The 20551-nt window shown below is 54.2% G+C and carries 21 protein-coding genes and 1 pseudogene; 18 read left to right on the top strand and 4 right to left on the bottom strand.

What is annotated here, in order from left to right:
• The first annotated feature begins 80 nt into the window (after positions 1 to 80).
• From IC757_RS06540 to fcl, 9 genes are all read left to right on the top strand, one after another.
• Complete coding sequence (locus IC757_RS06540; RefSeq protein WP_190976548.1) at positions 81 to 908, top strand: ATP-grasp fold amidoligase family protein; 828 nt, start codon at positions 81 to 83, stop codon at positions 906 to 908.
• Positions 909 to 1042: 134 nt separating this feature from the next.
• Entirely contained in the window at positions 1043 to 1474 is a 432-nt protein-coding gene (gene tnpA / locus IC757_RS06545) for an IS200/IS605 family transposase (protein ID WP_190976549.1), read from the top strand.
• Between the two features lie 126 nt (positions 1475 to 1600).
• Positions 1601 to 2128 (top strand): winged helix-turn-helix domain-containing protein, encoded by a 528-nt coding sequence (locus tag IC757_RS06550; protein WP_190976550.1) that lies wholly within the window; start codon positions 1601 to 1603, stop codon positions 2126 to 2128.
• Entirely contained in the window at positions 2046 to 2636 is a 591-nt protein-coding gene (locus IC757_RS06555) for an IS630 family transposase (RefSeq protein WP_190976551.1), read from the top strand. Before IC757_RS06550 ends, IC757_RS06555 begins: the two co-directional genes overlap by 83 nt.
• Before the next feature lie 109 nt (positions 2637 to 2745).
• The gene (locus IC757_RS06560; RefSeq protein WP_190976552.1) at positions 2746 to 3480 is read left to right on the top strand and encodes a sulfotransferase family protein; all 735 of its coding nucleotides are present in this window, start codon (positions 2746 to 2748) and stop codon (positions 3478 to 3480) included.
• A gap of 116 nt (positions 3481 to 3596) precedes the next feature.
• Positions 3597 to 4792 (top strand): IS3 family transposase gene (locus IC757_RS06565; RefSeq protein WP_190976288.1). Its coding sequence is split into 2 segments (ribosomal slippage): positions 3597 to 3855 and positions 3855 to 4792, totalling 1197 coding nucleotides; the frame shifts between segments, so codons are not numbered across the junction.
• A gap of 65 nt (positions 4793 to 4857) precedes the next feature.
• Entirely contained in the window at positions 4858 to 5736 is an 879-nt protein-coding gene (locus IC757_RS06570; protein WP_190976553.1) for a phosphotransferase family protein, read from the top strand.
• Positions 5737 to 6544: 808 nt separating this feature from the next.
• Positions 6545 to 7669, top strand: a complete 1125-nt coding sequence (gene gmd / locus IC757_RS06575; RefSeq protein WP_190976554.1) for a GDP-mannose 4,6-dehydratase — start codon at positions 6545 to 6547, stop codon at positions 7667 to 7669.
• A gap of 12 nt (positions 7670 to 7681) precedes the next feature.
• Positions 7682 to 8653, top strand: a complete 972-nt coding sequence (gene fcl, locus IC757_RS06580) for a GDP-L-fucose synthase (RefSeq protein ID WP_190976555.1) — start codon at positions 7682 to 7684, stop codon at positions 8651 to 8653.
• Positions 8654 to 8854: 201 nt separating this feature from the next.
• Here the strand turns inward: fcl and IC757_RS06585 are convergent, their stop codons facing one another.
• The 4 genes from IC757_RS06585 to IC757_RS06600 form a co-directional block, all read right to left on the bottom strand.
• Complete coding sequence (locus IC757_RS06585; RefSeq protein ID WP_263405585.1) at positions 8855 to 9805, bottom strand: ISL3 family transposase; 951 nt, start codon at positions 9803 to 9805, stop codon at positions 8855 to 8857.
• Between the two features lie 30 nt (positions 9806 to 9835).
• Positions 9836 to 10303, bottom strand: a complete 468-nt coding sequence (gene tnpA / locus IC757_RS06590) for an IS200/IS605 family transposase (protein WP_190976305.1) — start codon at positions 10301 to 10303, stop codon at positions 9836 to 9838.
• 74 nt (positions 10304 to 10377) lie between these two features.
• Positions 10378 to 10659, bottom strand: coding sequence for a hypothetical protein (locus IC757_RS06595; protein ID WP_190976557.1), 282 nt, complete (start codon positions 10657 to 10659; stop codon positions 10378 to 10380).
• A gap of 74 nt (positions 10660 to 10733) precedes the next feature.
• A complete protein-coding gene (locus tag IC757_RS06600; protein WP_190976558.1) occupies positions 10734 to 11885 on the bottom strand; it encodes an IS4 family transposase in 1152 nt (383 codons plus the stop codon).
• Between the two features lie 291 nt (positions 11886 to 12176).
• On the opposite strand from IC757_RS06600, the gene IC757_RS06605 reads away from it, so the two are divergent.
• From IC757_RS06605 to IC757_RS06645, 9 genes and pseudogenes are all read left to right on the top strand, one after another.
• Entirely contained in the window at positions 12177 to 14189 is a 2013-nt protein-coding gene (locus tag IC757_RS06605; protein ID WP_223846287.1) for a glycosyltransferase family 2 protein, read from the top strand.
• A 145-nt stretch (positions 14190 to 14334) separates the two neighbouring features.
• Entirely contained in the window at positions 14335 to 15420 is a 1086-nt protein-coding gene (locus IC757_RS06610) for an ATP-grasp fold amidoligase family protein (RefSeq protein ID WP_190976560.1), read from the top strand.
• A gap of 41 nt (positions 15421 to 15461) precedes the next feature.
• Positions 15462 to 16298: a hypothetical protein gene (locus IC757_RS06615; RefSeq protein WP_190976561.1), complete on the top strand. Its 837-nt coding sequence runs from the start codon at positions 15462 to 15464 to the stop codon at positions 16296 to 16298.
• A 172-nt stretch (positions 16299 to 16470) separates the two neighbouring features.
• Positions 16471 to 16719: a FitA-like ribbon-helix-helix domain-containing protein gene (locus IC757_RS06620; RefSeq protein WP_190976562.1), complete on the top strand. Its 249-nt coding sequence runs from the start codon at positions 16471 to 16473 to the stop codon at positions 16717 to 16719.
• A 618-nt stretch (positions 16720 to 17337) separates the two neighbouring features.
• Positions 17338 to 18890, top strand: a protein-coding gene (locus IC757_RS06625; protein WP_411913475.1) for an IS3 family transposase whose coding sequence is annotated in 2 segments (ribosomal slippage) — positions 17338 to 17812 and positions 17812 to 18890 — 1554 coding nt in all. Because the reading frame shifts where the segments join, the coding sequence is not laid out codon by codon here.
• 129 nt (positions 18891 to 19019) lie between these two features.
• Positions 19020 to 19340, top strand: a complete 321-nt coding sequence (locus tag IC757_RS06630) for a type II toxin-antitoxin system PrlF family antitoxin (RefSeq protein WP_190976563.1) — start codon at positions 19020 to 19022, stop codon at positions 19338 to 19340.
• Positions 19340 to 19792, top strand: coding sequence for a type II toxin-antitoxin system YhaV family toxin (locus IC757_RS06635; protein WP_190976564.1), 453 nt, complete (start codon positions 19340 to 19342; stop codon positions 19790 to 19792). Before IC757_RS06630 ends, IC757_RS06635 begins: the two co-directional genes overlap by 1 nt.
• A 21-nt stretch (positions 19793 to 19813) precedes the next feature.
• A pseudogene (locus tag IC757_RS06640) lies at positions 19814 to 20098 on the top strand (type II toxin-antitoxin system RelE/ParE family toxin); the annotation flags it as partial.
• An 11-nt stretch (positions 20099 to 20109) separates the two neighbouring features.
• Positions 20110 to 20436 carry an addiction module antidote protein gene (locus tag IC757_RS06645; protein WP_190976565.1) on the top strand — a complete coding sequence of 109 codons (327 nt, stop codon included), beginning with the start codon at positions 20110 to 20112 and terminating at the stop codon, positions 20434 to 20436.
• Positions 20437 to 20551 lie beyond the last annotated feature (115 nt).

Below are 20551 nucleotides of genomic sequence, written 5' to 3' on the forward strand. Positions count from 1 at the left end.
GCAATCCATTAATTCCTGCCTCGAAAGTATTAGTAGCTCTGGAAGTCATTTCATTTCAAAGTATCGCGCAAGTGGAACTCATGACTGAAATAACAGATACCCAGCGATCCTTCAAAGAGCGTATGGATGATCGACTTGAGCGCTGGTATAAGGGCGCCGATCCGCATGCTGATTTTAAGTCACAGGAGCGCCTACGGTTTTTAGCGTCCCTTGTAAACAAGGGGGTAATGCATGAATACATCGGTAAACTTGGGTTACGTCTGCCACGCCAGTACGCTGATTTTCAGACTCCTGGGGCGTTAAAACGTATGCACCTTCGCGACCGTGTTGTTATCAAGCCTAATAACAATGCCGATAGCAAGGGTGTGATGCTATTCGATGGTGACCGAGAGCTTCTTTCTGGCGATACGGTGATGCAATCGGATAGGCCTGCTTATATTGCCATGGTCTGCGAGCGCGATGGTGTCTTTGCCAAGTCTGGAACACGACTAATTGTCGAGGAGTTCGTGGAAGACTATGATCCTGAATTCGCTATCCCTCGGGACTTCAAGGTCTTCGTCGCGGACGGGCGGGCACGGCTGATTCAAGTGATCGATCGCAACCCCGAGAAGAAGCTGCGCACGAGTTCCTTTTTTGATCGCGATTGGGGATTCATCCATGAGCGCATCAAAACCAACTACCGCATGGGGCCAGCCTATCCGCGCCCACCGCATCTGGAGGCGCTGCTGGCCGATGCCGACCGCATAGCCCGCGACATAGGTGTGTTCTATCGGCTGGATTTCTATCTCACCTCCACGGGGCCTGTATTCGGTGAGTTCACCTCCTATCCCTCGGCAGGTATGGCCTTCACGTCCTTCGGTGATCAACTGATGTGCGAGATGATGGACATGGACATTGAAGCCATTTGAGGCGGCTATTATTAACCAAAATCGGGAAATCCCCCGGCTCTGCCGGGGTGACAGTAGAAGTTTGACATTTTAGGGGGTCCATTGGGAAAACTCCTTGTTGTGAGCCGCCAAGCACACATCAAAGGAGAATCCCAATGGACGAACCAGAGAGTTTAAGTCACTCCAAGTGGGAGTGTAAGTACCATGTTGTTTTCATTCCGAAATACAGGCGCAAGGCGCTATTCGGACAACTCAGACGCCACCTGGGTGAGGTATTCCATCGTCTGGCCAGGCAGAAGGAAAGCCGGATAGAGGAAGGCCACCTGATGCCGGATCATGTGCATATGCTCATTTCGATCCCGCCGAAGTATGCGGTTTCGCAGGTGGTTGGCTACATCAAAGGCAAGAGCGCAATCCACATTGCAAGGAATTATGGAGAGCGCAAGAGGAATTTCGTGGGTCAGCACTTCTGGGCTCGGGGCTATTTCCTCTCCACGGTTGGTCGAGACGAGGGTGTCATCCGAGACTACATTCGGAACCAGGAGTCTGAGGGTCGGCGCCGCGATCAGATGAATCTGCTGGGCTGATCAGCCACCTTTAGTGGCCCCAGGTTTTATTGCCGCTTTGAGCGGCTCACAAAATTAAAGCCCCCGGCTTTGCCGGGGGTATTTACTACCTACATAAATAAAGCCTCATGAGTTATACTATGCAGCATGACAGGACGAAGCAAGATTGATGCCCGCAAGCTGCCGCCTAAGGCGCAGGAGTTGCTTCGGCGCTCGGCCATGGAACGAGTCGATGCGGGAGAAAGTCCTGAGGATGTGGCAGCAGGCACTGGCATCAACCGGCGAACCATTTACAAGTGGATTTCGGCCTATCACTATTACGGGGAAGAATCATTCACCACAGGCAAGCGCCCTGGGCGTCCAGCGAAGCTGAATGGCAAGCAGTTGGAGAAGCTGGCCAAGATCATTCGCACCAAGAATCCGCAGCAGTTGAAGTTCGAGTATGCCCTTTGGACAATTCCGATGATTCGTCGGTTAATCCGCGAACAGTTCGACGTCAAGCTTAGCGAGGTCTCGGTCGGGCGACTTCTCAAGCGACTTGGTTTGACGCCTCAGCGTCCCTTGTACCGCTGCCTGGCAGCAGGACAAGGTATTGGTCGAAAACTGGCGGGACAAGGAGTTTCCCAAGTTGTCTCGACGTGCAAAGAGCGAGAAAGCATTGATCTTCTTTGCTGATGAGTCCGGAATCCGATCTGATCATCATGCCGGGCGGACCTGGGCACCGAAGGGCCAGACACCGGTCATCGAGGCAACCGGCGCCCGTTTTTCAATGAACATGATTTCGGCCATCACCAACCGCGGTCAGTTTCGGCTCATGACCGTCGATGGCACTGTCACCGCCACCGTTTTTCGTGACTTTCTCAAGCGTTTGATTCAAGGTATGGAACGGAAGATCTACCTAGTGGTCGATGGGCATCCGACGCACAAGGCCAAGTTGGTCAGGACGTTTGTCGAAGCAAACAAGGATCGAATCGAATTGGTCACCCTGCCACCATACTCGCCGGAGCTCAATCCCGATGAACTGGTCTGGGCGCACGTCAAACAACGGGTTGGGAAGAAAGCGGTCCAGACCAAGGAAGAACTCATCAATGCGGTCAACGCGGCACTCAGAAGCCTACAGAGGCTCCCAGACATCGTGGCGAGCTTCTTCCATACACCCACATGCTCTTATGCCGCTTTATGAGGCTTTATTCCGTAGGTATTAGTAAAATGTGTGTAGGTGGGATGCTTGGGGTTTTGAGGCTCATGTTTTCGGGGAGTAAAGGCTTGCTTGCGACGGATGAAGGTTCTGTATGAAAGAGGTGCTGTTTGTTTCTGGTGTTGCTAGGTCTGGGACTAGTGCATTGGTTAATGTGCTTAATACCCATCAAGACATAATGATGGGTCAGGAAAGATTCTATTGGAGGATAAAGCGTGGCCAATTGAGTCCTGAGTATTTTTTTAAGGATCGTTATCTTGATATTCAGGAAGGGGATACGCACAACAAGAGGCCGTTATCTGATTTTTCTGATGGCGCTGAGCTTCGATACGATCGCGCAAGGTACATTGGTGACAAGTTCCCATCTCTGTTTCGCCATTTTGATGATGTGATGGAGCAGTTCCCGGCTGCTAGGCATGTCTATATCTTGCGAAACCCTTTTTCTGTGGTGGAGAGCTATGAGGCCAGGTTTCAGGATGCGGAGGATTCTTGGAATCTGAGTTGGATGAATGGCTTGGAAGCTTGGAATGAGAGTGTTGGACGGGTTGCTAGATTGAGTGACAGGCAGGTAGCTAAGTTTACGATTCTTCAGTACGAAAGGTTTTTTTCTAGTGTCGATGTCATGAGGGGCATGTTTCTGAGCTTGGGTCTCTCGGGACCGGGTGGCAATGTGCTTGATCAGTTTGTGGCCAGATTTTGTCAGTTGAATGAAAAGTTGGTGCCAAGGAGAGATGATCTGCGCTGCTACGTCGCTCAGAATGCAGATTGGGGTTCCTATAATAAGGTTTGTCGTCTGGCTTTAGGTGGATGGGACAAAGAGCCTAGTTAGGGGGTTATTGTATTGATGGCAATTGCTGCTGGTTTATGCAATCAAGCATCAGTTATGTTGTGGTCTTGACCCGCTTTCGTGGACACCTGATCCTTTGAGAATAGGAGGTGTTCCAAATGCCAAGATCCCATTCCCCGTATCCGGAGGAGTTCCGCAAACAGATGGTCGATCTGGTCCGTTCAGGCCGCACGCCCGAGTCACTGGCCAAGGAGTTCGAACCAACCGCGCAGTCGATCCGCAACTGGGTCGTCCAGGCCGACCGCGATGAGGGCCGGCGCGGCGACGGTCTGACCTCGGCCGAGCGCGCTGAACTGACGAAATTGCGCGGTGAGAACCGGCGGCTGCGCCAGGAACGCGAGATCTTAAAAAAAGCCGCGGCCTGGTTCGCCAGGGAGAGCGAGTCGTCCCCGAAGAAGGGTTCCGGTTCGTGAGCGCTCACCGGGCCGAATTTCCGGTTGCCACGATGTGCCGGGTGCTGGGTCTCTCCACCAGTGGGTACTACGCGTGGCGCCGACGCGATATCTGCCGCCGCAAGCGCGAGGACGCGCGTCTGTTGGCGCGCATTCGCGCCCATCATGCGGCCTCGAAGGGCCGCTACGGTGCGCCAAAGATCCACGCCGACCTGGTCGAAGAAGGCTGGCAAGTTGGTCGCAAGCGGGTCGCGCGCCTGATGCGCGAAGACGGCCTGGTGGGCGTGACCCGGCGTCGCTGGGTAGTGACCACCCGACGCGGCCGGACTGACCGTGCCGCCCCGGATCGCGTTGAGCGAGACTTTACGGCCGAGCGTCCGGATCAGCTCTGGGTCGCCGATATCACCTACATTCCGACCTGGTCGGGTTTTCTGTATCTGGCGGTGGTGCTGGACGTGTTCAGTCGCCGGATTGTCGGCTGGTCGATGGCCGGTCATCTGCGGGCCGAGCTGGTGCTCGATGCCCTGGAGATGGCCATCCGGCGCCGGCAGCCGAGTCGGGTGATCCACCACTCCGACCAAGGCTGCCAGTACACCTCGCTGGAATTCGGCGAGCAATGCCGCAAGGCCGGGATAGTGCCTTCGATGGGCAGCGTTGGAGACTGCTACGATAACGCCATGGCCGAGAGCTTCTTTGCCACGCTCGAGTGCGAACTGCTTCAGGGCAGCCGGTTCCGGAACCATGCGCAGGCCCGCCGGGCTGTGTTCGAGTTCATCGAAGGCTGGTACAACCCTAGGCGTCGACATCAGAGTCTCGGTCAAGTCGCACCGATGGAGTTCGAGAAGCGCTATGCTCAATTCACTTCAACCCCAAAACCTGAACTGTCCACTGAAGCGGGGTAAGACCAGTTGAGTCAGCTTGGTGTGATTTTGGGGCTACTGGCTAATGGCGGTATGCGAGTTTAGGTATGAGTGAGTATGTGTTGGATCATAAAGCCTTACCAGTTGGGGTCGGTTCTGCGAATATTGGCCTGGTTGTGCATCACTTTGGTAGATGGGGGAGAGTGTTTTTAAGGATTGTAGAGAAACGCACGGCGCGTATTCATGAAGGAACGTTTTATTTGCAAGCATATTCGATCCTGGAAGGGTCAAGGCTAAATGTTCCTCGGTTGTTTCATGCGTCTCAGCTTGGTGATAAACGATATATAATTATGACAGAGGAGATTGAGGGCGCTATGAAGCGTCCGCACCTATGTCACAAGAAGGGTTACGCATTGGGGTCGTATTTGGCCGAGATTTGCCTTTTAGGGCTTCCATGTAGTCGGGTGCATACCTTCGCGCGATCGCTACAACCGAAAGACGTGTTGTTGCTTGAGCAGGGTTTTGAGTCTGATGAAGAGAAAAGGGCTTGTAAAATAATTATACGGAACTTTGACCGCATCGAAAAGCGAGTTTCTGCGCTCCCTGATGTGACGTGCCATAACGATTTGAATTGGAACAATATGGCTATTCCGTCTAATGTCCATTCGGCTGCGCCATATCTTTTTGACTGGGGGTCGGTTGGAATGAACTGTTTGGGCGCAGATCTTCATTTCTTTGCGGAGCATTATCTGACTAAAGAAGAGTGGTCTGTTGGTATGGCGATTTTTGAAGGTTATGCCGATCGAGTGAATGCTACAAAGGGTTGGGCCAATGCGTGGGGTGTTGGGGATTTGATACTTTCCGCTTTCTTCTTTGGTCTTGGGGTTCGCGCAAATTGGGTTCAGAATATCGATCGGGCCAGACATCTAGCCTCGGCTGGCAGGATGTGTCGTTCGTTTGCTCGATGTCTTGAGAGTGGGGTATGAGGGCCAATGGTCAGGATCTCCGTCATGTCGGACACTCAATTGTTTGGGTTCTTGATTCTGTGGGAACGGACAGCCTATTGGATTGATGAGTAGGCTGCGGTCAGTCTACCAACCTTCAAAGCTTGCCAAGGCTGAGCAAGTTTTGTACGACGTTGGAGGACAACGCCCTATGTCATGGCGTGTAGTCTTCGGTTTGAAAAGAGTACTTTGATTGCCGTGTCACCAGGGCATGGGTGCGATGGCACTACTGCACCCGTGCAGAGTGGGCGCAATTGTATCCGCTTTCAGAGCGGGGCAAAGTGATTCTCCGGTATGCTGTAACGACAGCGCAGCATCAGAACCAACCTACAGTTAGCTCACTTGGCATTCAGCTTCGAACAGAGTGAGTTGCAGGGGCTTTGAGCTGCGAAGGGTGTTGTAGATGATGCGAGTTCAGTGGGCTATCAAGTCTCTCTGGGCCCGGAGGCATGTTGGCGTCGTCGTTCCTCAGCGAGAGGAGTTTTGCTTGTGTCGCAATGGGCTCAATAGTAGATCTGGCTGGTGCTTTCGGAGTTCATCTAGATCAAGCTACTAATCCCGTTTAAGTGTTTTCAGCATTACAGTAAACTTGAAAGTAGTCATAGAGGATCATGGCTATGTTGTTTGTTGATGGATTTGGAGTTTTGGAGGTGTCGTGTGGCGCATGAACTGTTGGTAAATAAAATTCCGAGTTTAATGTTGTTTCGGCAGTCAATTTGAGCGCGTGATTGACGAGCTTTGAACTAGATTCCGCTAACTAGACTTGGGCTGATACACATTGGAGTATTTCGTGAATAGTGTGGCGCTTATTACAGGTATTACTGGCCAGGATGGGTCTTATCTGGCAGAGTTTCTTCTGGAGAAAGGCTATGAGGTCCATGGGATCAAGCGCCGTGCATCCTCGTTTAATACCCAGAGAATTGATCATATATACCAGGATCCACATAGCAACCACCAACAGTTGAAGCTGCACTACGGTGATCTGACGGACAGTTCCAACCTGACCCGAATTCTGGCTGAGGTTCAGCCGGACGAGGTCTACAACCTGGGTGCCCAATCGCATGTGGCGGTGAGTTTCGAGGCGCCGGAGTACACGGCTGATGTGGATGCCATGGGCACCCTGCGCCTGTTGGAAGCGATTCGTTTTCTGGGCATGGAGAAGAAGACGCGTTTCTACCAGGCTTCTACCTCGGAGTTGTACGGGCTGGTGCAGGAGGTGCCGCAGTCGGAGACCACGCCTTTTCATCCGCGCTCGCCTTATGGAGTGGCAAAGCTCTACGCTTACTGGATTTGCGTGAACTATCGCGAGGCCTACGGCATGTACGCCTGCAACGGTATTCTTTTTAATCATGAAAGTCCGCGCCGCGGTGAAACCTTTGTCACGCGAAAGATTACCCGGGGCCTTGCCAACATCGCACAGGGGTTGGAGGAATGCCTCTATATGGGAAACATTGACGCGCTGCGAGACTGGGGTCATGCCAGGGATTACGTGCGCATGCAGTGGATGATGTTGCAGCAGGACGAACCCGAGGACTTTGTCATTGCCACTGGCCAGCAGTTTTCGGTACGGGAGTTCATACGCTGGGCGGCCGAGGAGCTTGGGATCGAATTGCGTTTCGAGGGCCAGGGCGTGGAGGAGGTTGGTATCGTCAAGGGGGTTGCCGGCGAGTTGGCGCCGGGCGTCCAGCCCGGCCAGGTGATCGTGCGCATAGATCCACGCTACTTCCGTCCGGCGGAGGTGGAAACGCTACTGGGTGACCCTTCCAAGGCGAAGGAGAAACTGGGCTGGGAGCCGGAGATTACCGCTAAAGAGATGTGCGCCGAGATGGTGGCGGAAGATCTGAAGACTGCACAGCGCCACGCTTTGTTGAAAAAGCACGGTCTGGACTTGCCGGTCTCATTGGAAAACGGTTAAGGAAGTGACTTGATGTCAAAGATTTATGTTGCAGGCCATAGGGGAATGGTCGGAAGTGCCATTCTTCGTCGCCTGGAAGCGCGTCGGGCACAAGGCGAGGCGTTGGAGCTCATCACTCGCACTCATGCAGAGCTGGATCTGACAGATCAGACAGCGTTAAGCACCTTTATGCAAGCCGAGCGACCGGATGTGGTGATTTTGGCGGCAGCTCGGGTGGGCGGCATCCATGCCAACAATACCTATCCGGCCGACTTCATCTATGACAACCTCATGATCGAGGCTAATGTTATTCACCAGGCCTTTCGGGCGGGAGTGCGTCGTCTGCTGAACCTGGGCTCTTCCTGCATCTACCCTCGAGAGGCTCCACAGCCGATGGCCGAATCGGCGCTGCTGATCGGCCCACTGGAGCCAACCAATGAGCCCTATGCCATTGCCAAAATTGCCGGCATCAAGTTGTGTGAAAGCTACAATCGCCAGCATGGCACCGATTACCGTTCGGTAATGCCGACCAATCTCTACGGACCCGGAGACAATTTCCATCCGGAGAACAGCCACGTGCTGCCCGCGCTGATTCGTCGGTTCCACGAAGCGGCTCGGGATGGTCTGGAGGAGGTCGTGATCTGGGGTACAGGCACTCCGCGGCGGGAGTTTCTGCATGTCGACGACATGGCCGAAGCCGCCCTGTTTGTCCTGGATCTGCCGCATGAAACCTACCAGGCACATACCCAGCCCATGCTCTCGCACATCAATGTAGGCAGTGGTGAGGATATCTCCATACTCGAACTGGCCCGGTTGGTTGCTGAAGTCACTGGTTTCCAGGGGCGGGTCGTGACCGATCCGGGCAAGCCCGATGGCACGCCGCGCAAACTGATGGATGTCACTCGCTTGGCTGAAATGGGTTGGCGCGCCCGTATAGGTCTGCGAGTAGGAATCGAGCAGACCTATCGGTGGTACCTGGAGAACCCGCAGTCAGTTCGGGGATGAGCGCTGTTGCCGACAGCTGCCGGTTCCGGATGCCCCCATTGGGTCCTCAGGCGGTCTCTCGCCGGTTAGATCGTGCTCCATTCCAACTTCACTTCCGATCCGATGCTGGGTGGGCGGTGGCCCAGAAAATCAGGCTATATCCGGATCCCGCAAAGCCCTGATCCTGCGCAACGTCTGACCTGATCGGGTCTCTGGCGATTCTCACAGTGTACGGAACCGTGCCGGGATTTGCTCAGGCAAATCGACATCACCGACAGTGAGGTAGATCATGTCGGAGAATGCTTCAAGATGGCGGTAGCCGCTGGCCCGGTTTTTGACCATTCTGACGATACGGTTAATGCCTTCTGCGATCGCATTGGTGATTCGGGTGTCGATGAAGGCGACCACGGCTTGTTGGTGTCTTTTAAGGGTGCGCACGAAGTGGCGCATGGGCTCGAGCCTGCTGAGCAAGGCGCTTTTCACCCAGCGCTTGAGAAAGCGCTCGGCTGCCCAGGTCGCCTTGTAGTTCCAGAACTGCTCAAACTCCTCTTTCAGGCGCCAGGCCCGGTAGATTCTGCGGTTGTGCTTGTCGAGGGCCTTGAGGCTTTGGGTATCACGCCGTGTGCGGGTGGATGAGTGGCGGTAGAGCAGCCACCGCATGCCTTTGAGTGCCTTGCGATCCGCTTGAGTCGCTTGCCGCCACTGCTCCTTGCGGACCTCGTCGACGGCCTCGTTGAGCGCTTTGACGATGTGGAAGCGGTCCAGCACCAGGGTGGCATTGGGACAGTGCGCTTCGATGGCACCGATGTAGGTCTGGCTCATGTCACAGCAAGCGACTCGGATACGCGCTTTCTGGTAGTCGCTCAAGGCCTCGTCGAAGAACCGGTCGATCGCCTCGCGGCCCTTACCGTGGGCGATCCAGACGACACAGGAACGCTCCAGGTCGTAGACCAGCGTGGCGTATTTGTGGCCCCGGTGATAGGAGATTTCGTCGATGCCGATGGTTTTGAGTCCCCGGATACGATGGCCCTCGCGCAGGCGTTGAATCGAGCGATGCAGCAGGTCAGACAGCGTCGAGGCCGGCAGGCGCAGAAGCTCGGCAGCGGCCTTCTGCGACATGATCTGACAATATCGCAACATCAGGTACTCGAAGCGTGTTAATGGCCAAGTCAACGACCACCGGCTAAAGCCGGTGGCTTGCTGTTACGGCTCAAAGCCGGATCGATCGGCCGTTCGGCCGATTGAAACCACCTCGAAATCATCGTCCGGCTCCGGGGGCGTCTGATTCTTGATGTATTCCTTCCATACGTCGTCGGTCACGTTGCCGCTCGACGCAACCCAGTAGCCCCGGGCCCACAGGTGCTGGCCCCAATACCGCTTCTTTAGTGCCCGGAACTCCGATAACAGCTTGTGGGAACTCTTCCCCTTAAGATACTGCACCGCCCGAGACACCGACAACTGCGGGGGAATACCAATCAGCATGTGCACATGGTCCCGATTGATCGAGCCGGCGTAGATGATCATCTCCTTGCTCATCGCAATTTCACGCAACAGCGCCCTGCACCTCAGTCCAACATCACCGCCCAGCACCTGATAACGGTACTTGGTCGTCCACACCAGGTGGTACTTGCAATCCCAGACCGTATGGCTGCCGCGCTTGTAATCCTCCATCGCCTCACAATATCATCCATCGCCTAAAGGCGAGGGGTTTACGGATCCCCTATCGGGGACTCTAAACTGACCCACTATTGGCCAACAATTTTGACCCGGCCGTGGGTGACGCAGTGGATCTCGCGCGGCCAGTACATCAACCAGATCGACCAGGGCCCGACCGGAATGTCGCGCCAGTAGCGGGGCTCAGGTCGCTGTCGGACAATCGTGCCGCGCCGGCCACAATCCGGGTACCGACAGCCGTTCTTGAACGGCTTGATCAGCACATCAAGGCGATTACCGCGTCGAAAGGCCAGGCCGACACAGCGAAACCCTTTGAACTTGAGCAGCTTTCCGATAAGCTTGGACGTGGTCATGGGGCGAACCTCCTGTGTTGTTTGTTCGCAAAAACAAAACTTTACAGGACGCCCCACTGCTGTCCCACAAACTTTCACGCGAGCACCAAGGCTTGTTGCGGATCCGGCGGCTCAGGTTCCGGTGGGCTGTCGTCAATCAGCTCCAGCAGTGACCTGCGCTCGAACAGATTGAGCTGAAGAAGGCGGAGAATCTGTTGCAGGCTTCGGCCGGTACGGCTGGTGAATTTCAGATAGGCCAGCAGCAGATAGACGCACATCGCAATCCAGATCTGGGTCATGACGGCATTCTTCGAGGTGCCGAGAAAGGTCTTGATCTTGAGGTTCTGCTTGATCCATTTGAAGAACAATTCGATCTGCCAGCGCGACTTGTAGATCGCCGCGATCGTGGCTGCGGCCAGCTTGAAATTGTTGGTCAAGAAAACGTATTTTTTGCCAGTTTCGGGGTCACGGTATCCCACCCGCCGCAATGGGATCGGGCAGGTTTTTCCCTTGGAGCTGGTCAGCTCGATGGTCTGGTCACAGGTCAGGTTCTGCCCAGCCTTGGTCTTGCGGCGCTCGATGACACGGTAGCGGGCATTGCGCTTCTGTCGGGTAACGAAGGAAATTCCTCGATCATTCAGTTGGTTATACCAAGTGTAGTCGGTGTAGCCACGATCAAAGGCAACAATCGATCCGGTCGGCAGCGCCAGTGCGCGACCTGCCGTAACATCGTGGGTCTTGCCGTCGGTGATCGAGACAAAGGTCGGAAGCATGCCTGCGTGGTCCAGGCCGACATGCAGTTTGATCGCACCTTTGGCCTGGCGGAACCTGGCCCAGGGAAACATCGACAGGCACACATCAATGGTCGAAGCGTCCAGTGAAAACAGCTTGTGCTTGAACCGGAAACCATGGCCTGGTGCTTGCTGCTGGCAACGGCTCAGCAACCTGAAAAACAGCGCTTCGTACAAGGTCCAGGGCTGCTTTTCATTGGTCCGCGCCAAACTGGAGCGAGTGACCAAGCCCACGCCGAGGTGATAAAGCTTGCTGGATTGAGCTGCGAGATTGCCGAGCAGATCACGCAGGCTCGCGCGGCCGGTCAACTGGGCGCTGGCCATTGCCACGAACTGCACCCAGCGGCTGATCTTGCGCAACTTCCGGCCCTGATGGTGCTCTCTGGCCAGCGTTTCGAATTCATGTCTCGGCGACAATTTGAGCATTTGAGCCAGCACGGTGCTAGAATGAGCCATGGCCTGATTTCGCCTGTTGGTTCAACTGTTTAGCGATAACTCAATTGTACCAAACGGGTTGAAATCAGGCCTTCCTTTTTAGCTGTTTATGGGACAGCAGTGAGGACGCCCCATGACCTCTCAAATCAGGCGGACAATGTCAGGAATTTCGTTGCGAGATTCGGATAGACCCTCATATTAGCTATGTCAGCGTTAAAAAAAGCAAATGAGTACTTTCGGCGTGGTCAGCTTGATAGATCCCTACTGCTATACAGGCAGATAGCCATTACGCAACCCTATCTACGCGACCAGGTGGAGTTTAATATCCATTTGAATGAGCGAAGGCTGGGTGTCAAGAGCTCCGAAGCAATTTGTGAAGAAGATCAGCCCTTCGTCACCGTAATCGTTCCAGCGCACAATGTCGTGTCATATATTGGGCAGTGCCTTGAGTCTGTAAGAGCTCAGACACTTCATGACATTGAGGTCATTGTTGTAGATGATGGCTCCAATGACGGTACGTTCGATATCCTGAAGCAATTCAGTTCAAAAGATAGTCGCTTTCGGGTTATTCGAAATAGGAAACCTTCAGGCAATTCAGGCGTGCCGAGGAACCAGGCATTATCTTTGGCAAGGGGTGAATATATTGCCTTTTTGGACTCTGACGACTGGTTGGAGAAAAATGCGCTTGAAGAACTGTATTCCGGCGCAATTGCGAGCAGGGCGGATGTCGCAGTAGCAACAAGCTTCTATCGGGAGCTTCAGGATGGCAGTACAAGGGTTGAGCAGGTAGAGCATGGCATCTATGAGTCGGCTTCACAGCCCTGCCGGGAGAAGCTATTTGAAAGCAAGTACTGGACAATTGCGTGGTTGAGGATTTACAGACGCTCCTTAATCGAAAAGAACAGAATCCGGTTTGGGGAGTTCTCGACATCGTCTGATGCACCTTTCTCATTCAAAGCGCTTTGTTGTGCCAACAGGGTTTCTGGAGTGAAGGGCGCCTTTTATCACTACCGGTTCGATAGGCCAGGATCCACTGTGCATAGACGTCGAGGGGCGGGCTCATTTGAAATGCTCAGATCCTACAAAATGATTGTTGAGGAATTGCATAGGTCCGGAAGATACGATCGTTTTATCCCATATGTCATCAGAAAGGCGCTTGGGGACTGGAAATACAATTGCAAGTTTCTACACGATAAGCACCGGTGTAAGTTTGAACAATTGATGGCCAGTTTTGTTGGAGTACATTATGAATCAGCAAAGGACAGTGGCATATTATCCAAGTATTGGATGGACCAGTTGCGCCATTTGTATTCTTTACACCAAAGGAAGCATCGAGATCTATTCGATGCATATCTTAAAGAACATGAGCGGGATAAGCCGTTTTTGTCCATCATTGTTCCAGCTCATAACGTTGAGGAGTACGTTCAAGAGACATTGAGCTCTGTTCTTTGTCAGAACGTAGATAATATTGAAATAATTGTTGTCAACGATGGTTCGACTGATGGAACAGCTGATGTTGTGCATGATTTTGAATGCCTGGATGGCCGGATCAAAATCATTGATATCCTGGAGGCAAGTGGTCGGCCAGGCTGCGCAAGAAATGTTGGGTTGGCTTACGTACAAGGCCAGTATGTTGGATTCGTCGATGCGGATGACTGGATCGCAAGTGACTTCTGTGAGAAGCTTCTGAATGCCTCAGAGTCAATGACCGTTGATGTCGTGAGTGCAGCTGGATTTGTGCGGATGGAGGGTGATAAGGAGAGGAAGTTAAGAGTGCGTGCGCGAGACTTTAATGCTTGTTTTGGGGGGCGCGAGAATCGGAAGCGACTATTTCAACAGAGGTTCTTTTCCAATATCTGGTATCGCATCTATCGCACTGATTTTCTGCGGTTGCACGGAATTGTATTTCCGAGAATGTACTATTCTGAGGATCTTTGTTTTTCCTTTGTGACGCATGCATTGGCAGATACCATCAGGGTTGTCGAGTGTCGACCTTACTTTTATCGGTACGGGCGGCCAGGTTCGACAACAAGCCTTCGGCAGCAAAAGAAGGCGTTGGAGCATCTTGAGTATCTTGGGGTGGCGCTGGAGTACATTACCAGGTTCTGTAGGGATGAAAGGTATATAAAATGGTTTTTCTGTAAAATGATGAATTCCTATCTTTTTACGTATCAAAAACTTCGTGAATTGCCCGCTAAAGTCGCATTCAAGCAACGGTTAATGGATATTTTGAGGGGGTACCCTGAAGAGTTGGTTGACTGGAATTTTTTCGATGAGGAGGAAAGGGGTAGACTGAGACTGCTTTTTCGTGAAGTGATGGGGTGAAGCGAGGAGTTGTTCTAGCTCTGTTCTATTGCTTTTTGGGGCTTGCGGATTGTTCGGTGGCGCTACGGAAGCTGTCTAGATAGGGCTTAAACGTAAAGGTGCTGACTTTAGGGAGTTTCCTTTTCTGAGAGAGTGCGGGTGAAAAATGAATGGGCTTAAGCACAATGATTTGAAGGTGCTGGTTGAGTCGGCCGGGTCCTTCCCAGAGTTCCTGGATGCCTTGGCAGACTCCTTGTCCCAGCAGGTTGCGGTTCAGGCCGGAATGAGTCGTGCATTAAAGAAAGTAGGTTACCTGGCGTTGCGTCGTTGGCCAGGGCACAGGTCGGATCTTATACGGGCTCTTGCTGAGTACTCAACTGCCTGCACGGCGCCTCAATTGGTCGTGGAGACTGCTGCGCGGCAGGGTTACCTCTGGCAGATGGCTTCATTCAAGACGTTGATGACTCTCAGATCGATCAAAAGAAGCGACCCTGAGTCACGACATAGCTGTTACGAGTGGGCCTTGGATGATAAGCATCGGGCAACCAAGTTTATTGATGCTCTGGGATTAAGGCGCCCACGGGTGTACTCCTATGGGAAGTCGATCGATGATGTAGATATTCAGCCGCCTTGTGCCCTCAAGCCAGCTTACGGAAAGGGTTCTCATGGAGTGTATCTGGCTTTTGCAGAAGATAGTATATTGAAGGTAAAAACCACAGAGAAACTCTCAAGCATAGGTGAGCTTAGAGACTCAGTCAGTCTTGATATGGAGCAGGGGAGAGTGCCTGGTGACTGTTGGATTGTGGAAGAGCTGCTTGGGAATGAGGGATGTCCTGCGGTGGATCTGAAGTTTTTCAGCTTTTATGGTGAGATTGAGCTGGTGTTGGAGGTTACTCGCTACCCGCTTGCCAGCAGGTGGTCTGAACCCGATGGTGAAACTATTGAATCGGAGTTTGATTTATACGACCACTACCACGATGGAGTGGGCGCCACCCCTGAGCAACTTGAGGTTGCGCGCAGGATTAGTTTGGAGGTGCCAGCCCCATTTCTTCGCATTGATTTCGTAAGCTCCGGCGGTGAGCTGTGTTTTGGTGAGTTTACGCCCAGGCCAGGGTCGTATGCTGACTTTTCCAGAGCGATGGATCAAAGGCTGGGCCTTGCGTTTCTCAAGGCGGAGGGCCGTCTTGCAGATGATCTCTTTAATGGAAAGAGGTTTGACACATTCAGGGGCTATCTGGGCCAGGGTGGTTAGTGCAGGTTTGCGGGAAGTTGGTTTAAGGAGTTACATCGGGAATGCAGAAGAACCTATTGGTGATCTATGGTGGACGCGAAGGAAGCTCCGCTATTGTCTCAGGTCTGGGCAGGCATACTTGCGTTAGTGTGCCGATTTTTGAGCACTTGGACCGGGCTAATGTCAAGAAAAGGTATGCTGAAGGTGAGGGGCTCCCGGAGGTTCATCGGGGCTTGAAGAGTTTGCTTTGCGGAGAACCTTTTGGTGACAGCATTTTCGAACTTGAGTCGTTGGGCGCATGTGATCGGCATGTTGTTTTCAAGTGGCGCCCTTGGGGGAATATGGTTAAGGTCTCTGAGGTGTTGTTGGATACCAATACGCATGTTGTCTACTTGACTCGCAGAGATATAGTCAATCACAACCTCGTTCGGTATTTTTCGAATGAAGTGATAGGCGGAGGAAAAGGAGTTCATCATCCACAGTTCAAGCTAAAGAAGTTGTCGGAAGACGATCAGGAAGCTTACATAGAGGAAGTTCGAAACAGAATGTTTTCTGTGGATATTGGTGAGTTGAAGAATTATTTGAAGAAGTACGTTGAATCGAAGTCGGCGCTTGCTTCCAAGGCTGGTGTGATGCGTGAGCGCGGTGTGCCGGTTAGCCTGTGCTCTTATGAGGATTTTCTTGAGGATAAAGCAAGGTTTCTGGGTCGGCTTCTGAGCCTGATTGGCCTTGAGTTTGAAGATGCGGTCTTGGCATCAGATTTCAAAAAGGTTAATCGCGAAGACATCAGGGAACAGGTGGCTAATCTTGGAGAGGTTGAGCATGATCGGGAGATTCAGGGTTTGGTTGAACAATTTTCGGAATTGATGTTTGACCTGGAGAAACGCCTTGGTGGTTGACTCTCACTGATCCGGCACAAATACCTGGCCAGCGTGCTGTTTCCCAAGTATGGCAATGGGGTCTGGTGGGCGACTACGGTGGGCGATGTAGAGGTGCTTCACGCGGCCAGTGACTTGCCACAAAATGATATCGTTGATATCGTTTTGTGACGTTATCTGGCCGGAGTAAGCCGTGGCACAGTTTGTGGTCCGAAACCTGGACGCGGATGTGAAGGCAGCTCTGCAGCGACGGGCGATGGCGCACGGCTGCAACATGGAAGAAGAGGTCTACAGGATGCTGCGGCGTGCCGTTCAAGAGAGGGTTGGTGCAAGCGGCGGGCTTGGTTCGCGCATGTCCGCGCGTTTTGCAGTGATCGGTCTCAACGAGCCTCTGCCCGAGTTGCACGGGCACCAGATTGACCCACTGCCCCTGGGTTCTTGATTCGTGATTTTTCTCGGTACCAACGTGATCTCGGCCGTCATACAGCGGCGTCCGGAGTCGGCAGTGGTGGCCTGGCTGGATACACAGGCGCTGATTCGCTGTGGATCAGCAGCGTGACGCTGTTCGAAGCGAGTTTAAGCATTGCGGCAATGCCCGATGGTCAGCGGAAGGCCGCTTCGCAGGAGGCTTTTGCGTCACTGGTCGCTGATGATCTCGGTTTCCGGGTGGCAGCTTTCGATGTGGCCGCGGCGGAATCTGCGGCCGAGTTGTCTGCACTCAGGAAAAGCCTGGGACGGCCAGTGCATATTCGGGATACATTCATTGCCGGAATCCCCTGTCCCACGGCGATACCATTGCCACTCGGAACGTACGTCAATTCGAAGACCTGACAGTGCCGGTGGTTTATCCCTGGCAGTTTGGATAAGCCGCCGTATACGCAAGCAGCAATCGTGAACCTGAAGCAAGCCAACCAGGCCTTTCGCGCCAATCACTTATGGCGCGGCCATGCGTTCCTATCTGGAGGCGCTGGCCGCCAGCCCTGGGCTGGCGGGCGTGCCCCCTCTGTCAGGATAGTTGTCGTCTCCTCTAAAATAGTCTCCAAGAGGGGGCGGACAGGAGCTGACAGTGAAGTATTCAGAAGAACGCAGAAAATCAGTGCTGGCCAAATTGTGCCCACCACATAATCGAACGGTCCGAGAAGTCGCCGCTGAGGAAGGCATTTCTGAGCCGACGGTGTACTTGTGGCGCAAGCAGGCTCGGGAGCGCGGAGAGCTGTACCCCGATGCCGGATCTGACGCCCAGGGCTGGAGTGCTCGGGACAAGTTCGCGGCCGTGATTGAAACGGCTTCGATGAACGAGTCTGAGCGCTCGGAATACTGCCGCAAGCGCGGCCTGTATCCTGAGCAGCTGGCTGCTTGGCGTCGGGCCTGCGAGCAGGCCAACGACTGGGCCGAGGAACGCACCGCCAGCCAAGTGAAGGCTGACCGGGAACAACGCCGGAAGATGCGCGAACTCGAGCGCGATCTGGCACGCAAGGAAAAGGCCCTGGCGGAGACGGCTGCCTTGCTTACCTTGTCAAAAAAAGCCCGGGCGATCTGGGGGGACGGAGAGGACGAATGATCAGCACCCCGGATCGCCAGAAAGCTGTTGAGCTGATCGACGAGGCCAGAACCGCTGGCGCCCGTCTCAGGCCCGCCTGCCAGGTGCTGGGCATCACGGCACGCACTTATCAGCGCTGGACGGCTGATGGCGGCGTGCGCGCCGACAAACGGCCTGAGGCAGTGCGCCCGTTGCCTTCTCACGCGCTCAAGCCTGAAGAACGGCAAGCGATTGTAACGGTCTGCAACGAGCCCGAGCACGCTTCCATGCCGCCGGGCCAGATCGTGCCGAAGTTGGCCGACGAGGGCCGCTACCTGGCCTCTGAGTCGAGCTTTTACCGCGTACTGAATGACGAGGACCAGCAGCACCATCGCGGTCGTGCCCGCAAGCCTGCAGCGGCCCGGCCGCCAGCGACGCACTGTGCCGATGCGCCCAACACCGTTTGGTGTTGGGACATCACCTGGTTGCCGGCCGATATCCGTGGGCGCTTCTTCTTCCTGTACCTGATCATGGATCTGTTCAGCCGCAAGATCGTAGGCTGGGAAGTGCATGATAGCGAGAGTGCCGTGCTGTCCAGTGAGCTGGTGCAGCAGACGGTCTGGCGGGAAGGCTGCGTCGATCAACCGCTGGTCCTCCATGGTGATAACGGCAGCCCGATCAAAGGTCAGACCGTCCAGGTCATGCTCGGCAAGCTGGGTATCACGGCCTCGTTCAGCCGACCGCGGGTCAGTGATGACAATGCCTTCGTCGAATCGTTGTTCCGAACCTGCAAGTATGTGCCGGACTTCCCGAAGACTGGCTTTGCCTCGCTGGAAGCGGCACGCGAGTGGGTCGCGCGCTTTGTCGAGTGGTACAACCATCAGCACAAGCATCGCGGGATCAACTACGTCACCCCGCACCAGCGCCACACTGGACAGGACATTGAGATCCTGGCCAAACGCCATGCCGTCTATCAAGCGGCGCGGGACAAGCATCCACAGCGCTGGAGTGGGGATACCCGCAACTGGTCTCCGGCAGGAGCCGTGTGGTTGAACCCGGAAAAGGAAAAGCAGCCGGAAAGTCAGGCTGCATGAGTATGGAAAAGGCGACTTCTATCTTGACAACCACCGCGTGCTGCGTCCGGAAATCTGCGGTTTGTTTTTGACATGGTAAGGAATAATCCTTACAATGATGGCCTGTGCTAACTGAAAACAGGTGCCGCCATGCCAAGCATTCGTGAAGAAGCCACCCTCACTTCAAAGGGGCAGATTACCTTGCCGAAGTCGATCCGGCAGGCTTTGGGCGTGACCGCGGGCGCCAAGATCTCCTTCGAGCTGCGGGGCGATAAAGTGATCGTCACCCGTGGTACTCATGCAGAACACGAGGACCCGGCCATAGGGGCTTTTCTTGCAGTGCTGGAGGCTGATATTCGCCAGGGCTCGCATGTTGGCGCCCTGCCGGAGGATCTCGCCCAGGCCATGCTGGCCAATTTGGGGCACGAAGTAGACCTGGATGAGGACATTAAGGGCGCGGTCAGTCTTTAATGCGGCGCCACGGCTGGATACTCTTGTTTCACGACTGCATCGTGAAGCAGTTGCAGAAAGTGTATGAGGCCAGCGAGCGGGCACGGCGCAAGGATCCGGAGGGCTACCAGGGCAATGCCAACGTCCGGCTGTTCCGGGCGCTGACGCACCTGATGCTGGAGGCTATTCCTTCTGAACCGGGGCGTGATGAATATCGCCAGGGCAACACGTTGGGCCCGGCATTTCGTCACTGGCGACGAGCCAAGGTTGGAAGGCGTTTCCGGCTATTCTACCGATACGATTCCAGGTCCAGAACAATCGTGTTCGCCTGGGTCAATGACCAGCAGTCCCTGCGCGCGGTTGGCAGCAAGTCCGATCCGTATGCGGTATTCCGGAAGATGCTCATGCGCGGCAATCCCCCTGATGATTGGAAAACGCTTGTGGAAGCGAGTCGGGCCGATTGGAAAATGTAGTGTTAAAACTACAGTTGTGTTATGCTTGAAATCAAGCAAACAGCCACGTTTCGAAAGTGGGAACGCAAGCTTCGCGATCAACGGGCCAAAGCACTGATTGCGGCACGTATTTTCCGATTAGCCAATGGGTTGCGCGGCGACGTAGGGCCTGTTGGCGAGGGGGGCAGTGAGCTGCGTATCCACTATGGTCCTGGCTACAGAGTCTATTTCAAAGAAATTGGCATGGAGATCGTCATTCTCTTGTGCGGTGGTGACAAGAGCACGCAGCAGCGCGATATTGAGACCGCTCGGCGGCTTGCAGCAGATTGGGATGTGTCATGGGTGAAAGAATATATGATTACGATCCGGCTGCTGCACTCGATAGTGAAGAGGCAATTTCTGTTTTTCTGGCAGATGCGCTGGAAACCGGTGACTCTGCGTATGTCGCCAAGGCATTGGGCATTGTCGCACGCGCGAAGGGCATGTCGGAACTGGCCCGGGAAACCGGACTGTCTCGTGAACAGTTGTATCGCTCTTTCAGCGAGCGAGGCAACCCTACACTGAAAACGCTCTTGGCTGTTACCCGCGCGTTGGGTGTCGACTTGACAGCACGGCCACACGGATCGACCGCGGTGTGCGAGCGTAGTCCGGGCCGATTGGAGTGAGCCGTGGTGCAGTTTGTCGTCCGGAATCTCGATCAGGACATATGCCACTCCAAACGTACCTCACATCGAAGACCAGACTTGACTGTGCCGGTGGTTGATCCCTGGCAGTTTGGAT

Origin of the sequence: Wenzhouxiangella sp. AB-CW3 (assembly GCF_014725735.1) — a bacterium.
In the GTDB taxonomy this organism is placed as follows: Bacteria; Pseudomonadota; Gammaproteobacteria; order Xanthomonadales; family Wenzhouxiangellaceae; genus Wenzhouxiangella.

Coding starts and splice junctions, on each gene's coding strand:
- IC757_RS06615 (WP_190976561.1), top strand. CDS start 15,462: ATGCAGAAGAACCTATTGGTGATCTATGGTGGACGCGAAGGAAGCTCC.
- fcl (WP_190976555.1), top strand. CDS start 7,682: ATGTCAAAGATTTATGTTGCAGGCCATAGGGGAATGGTCGGAAGTGCC.
- IC757_RS06570 (WP_190976553.1), top strand. CDS start 4,858: ATGAGTGAGTATGTGTTGGATCATAAAGCCTTACCAGTTGGGGTCGGT.
- IC757_RS06635 (WP_190976564.1), top strand. CDS start 19,340: ATGCGGCGCCACGGCTGGATACTCTTGTTTCACGACTGCATCGTGAAG.
- tnpA (WP_190976549.1), top strand. CDS start 1,043: ATGGACGAACCAGAGAGTTTAAGTCACTCCAAGTGGGAGTGTAAGTAC.
- IC757_RS06540 (WP_190976548.1), top strand. CDS start 81: ATGACTGAAATAACAGATACCCAGCGATCCTTCAAAGAGCGTATGGAT.
- IC757_RS06645 (WP_190976565.1), top strand. CDS start 20,110: ATGGGTGAAAGAATATATGATTACGATCCGGCTGCTGCACTCGATAGT.
- IC757_RS06560 (WP_190976552.1), top strand. CDS start 2,746: ATGAAAGAGGTGCTGTTTGTTTCTGGTGTTGCTAGGTCTGGGACTAGT.
- IC757_RS06600 (WP_190976558.1), bottom strand. CDS start 11,885: ATGGCTCATTCTAGCACCGTGCTGGCTCAAATGCTCAAATTGTCGCCG.
- IC757_RS06630 (WP_190976563.1), top strand. CDS start 19,020: ATGCCAAGCATTCGTGAAGAAGCCACCCTCACTTCAAAGGGGCAGATT.
- IC757_RS06550 (WP_190976550.1), top strand. CDS start 1,601: ATGACAGGACGAAGCAAGATTGATGCCCGCAAGCTGCCGCCTAAGGCG.
- IC757_RS06595 (WP_190976557.1), bottom strand. CDS start 10,659: ATGACCACGTCCAAGCTTATCGGAAAGCTGCTCAAGTTCAAAGGGTTT.
- IC757_RS06610 (WP_190976560.1), top strand. CDS start 14,335: ATGAATGGGCTTAAGCACAATGATTTGAAGGTGCTGGTTGAGTCGGCC.
- tnpA (WP_190976305.1), bottom strand. CDS start 10,303: ATGGAGGATTACAAGCGCGGCAGCCATACGGTCTGGGATTGCAAGTAC.